1 protein-coding gene is annotated in these 1,411 nt (G+C 39.4%); it reads left to right on the top strand.

Annotated features, from left to right (window positions below; translation table 11 throughout):
- Positions 1-793 precede the first annotated feature (793 nt).
- The gene (locus tag LMH66_RS20185; RefSeq protein ID WP_229372705.1) at positions 794-1,315 is read left to right on the top strand and encodes a DUF4823 domain-containing protein; all 522 of its coding nucleotides are present in this window, start codon (positions 794-796) and stop codon (positions 1,313-1,315) included.
- The last annotated feature ends 96 nt before the right edge of the window (positions 1,316-1,411 follow it).

The following is a 1,411-nucleotide window of genomic DNA, read 5'->3' as shown; positions in this document are numbered from 1 at the left end:
ATGAGGTGATAATATCACCTCTAACTAGGTGGCCAAATTAACTATGCCACTACACCCGAACTACACGGCAATAAAGTCACCATAGAAACATCTTTAAATAGCTCTGATTATTCCGTAACTATCAATCTTCCAGATAGTATTGAAAATCAATATTTAAATTCGGTTTGGCTGGTTGCTGATAGTCTTGAAAAGCCAACATTCACAGCACCTTTGAAAGTGTTTCATGAAGGTGAGCAGCTGGTAGCTTGGTACAACATCGATGCAGGGCTAGTCCGAAAGCATTTTGTTGTGGTTGGCTTTGGTGAAAGCTGTACACCAAATATAATAAAAGAAGTTTTTTACCAATGAAACATAACAAGCTAATAAATAAGGACAAAAAACAGTTGGCTGTTTTCGTTCCTCAACATTTTAGCCAACAATTTTTTGCCCATTATTAGGGCGTTCTTGACCTGCGGTAGACGATTTTTTAGCAAAAAGAAGTGATATTTTAGTCTAGCCGAGGGAGTAGATAGAACCAAACGCGATGGAAGAAACGCCTATTTTATGGTAGCTTGAAGGCACTTGCTAAGGCTCGTAAAGCGTATCTTTTAAAGAGACCTGCAATTGACTTCAAGTAAAGAAGCGATGCTTCCCTCACGCCGCAGGGGGGCTTCAATTAAGCCCCAAGGGCATGGAATATGAACTCACGGATTGAGTAGCGACAACCTCCTCTCTCCGAAGTAAAGAACAACCCGTTACATGAGACCTACGGCTCATGAACTATGATCGTTAGCAGTATCACAGGAGTAAATATATGAATCGTAATTTGGTAATGTTTGGAACTGCATTAATATTTCTTTCAGGCTGTAGCTCATCCTACAAGCATAATGAATTCCAATCGCCAGAAGTGAAATTAGATCGAAGCGTAGCTGTTTTAATATCAACACCAGAAAATGGTTGGTATGACCAAACGGAATATAGAAATTCTGGTCGAATGACAGCAAATGCAGTTAGAAGTGCCTTTTCTAAGAGTGCTTCAAAAGTAACTATTACTACCGATTGTAAAGGTCAGGAGTGTTTAGAGTCTATTGATCCGAATACATATGGTTACTTTGTTCAACCTATTATCCTGCATTGGGAAGATAGAGCTACAGAATGGTCTGGAAAATCGGACAAAGTAGAAATTCAAATTATTACTTACGATTCAAAGAGTAAAAAAGAGATCGGGAATACAACGTACACAGGCAAAAGCAAGTGGTTAACTTTTGGCGGAGATCATCCTCAGGATCTACTTGAAGAACCAACCCATAAATACGTTGAAAGTTTGTATAAGTAACTGCTAATACGTTGAAAGTTTGTATAAGTAACTGCTAACAAATAAGGATAGGCCGCGCGTAGCCGCGTCCTTATCCCAAGTGTTGAACAAGCCCGA

Source organism: Shewanella sp. 10N.7 (assembly GCF_020806285.1).
In the GTDB taxonomy this organism is placed as follows: Bacteria; Pseudomonadota; Gammaproteobacteria; order Enterobacterales; family Shewanellaceae; genus Shewanella; species Shewanella electrodiphila.
The sequence above is the reverse complement of the archived record's forward strand: the minus strand, read 5'-3'. Positions and strand labels throughout refer to the sequence as shown.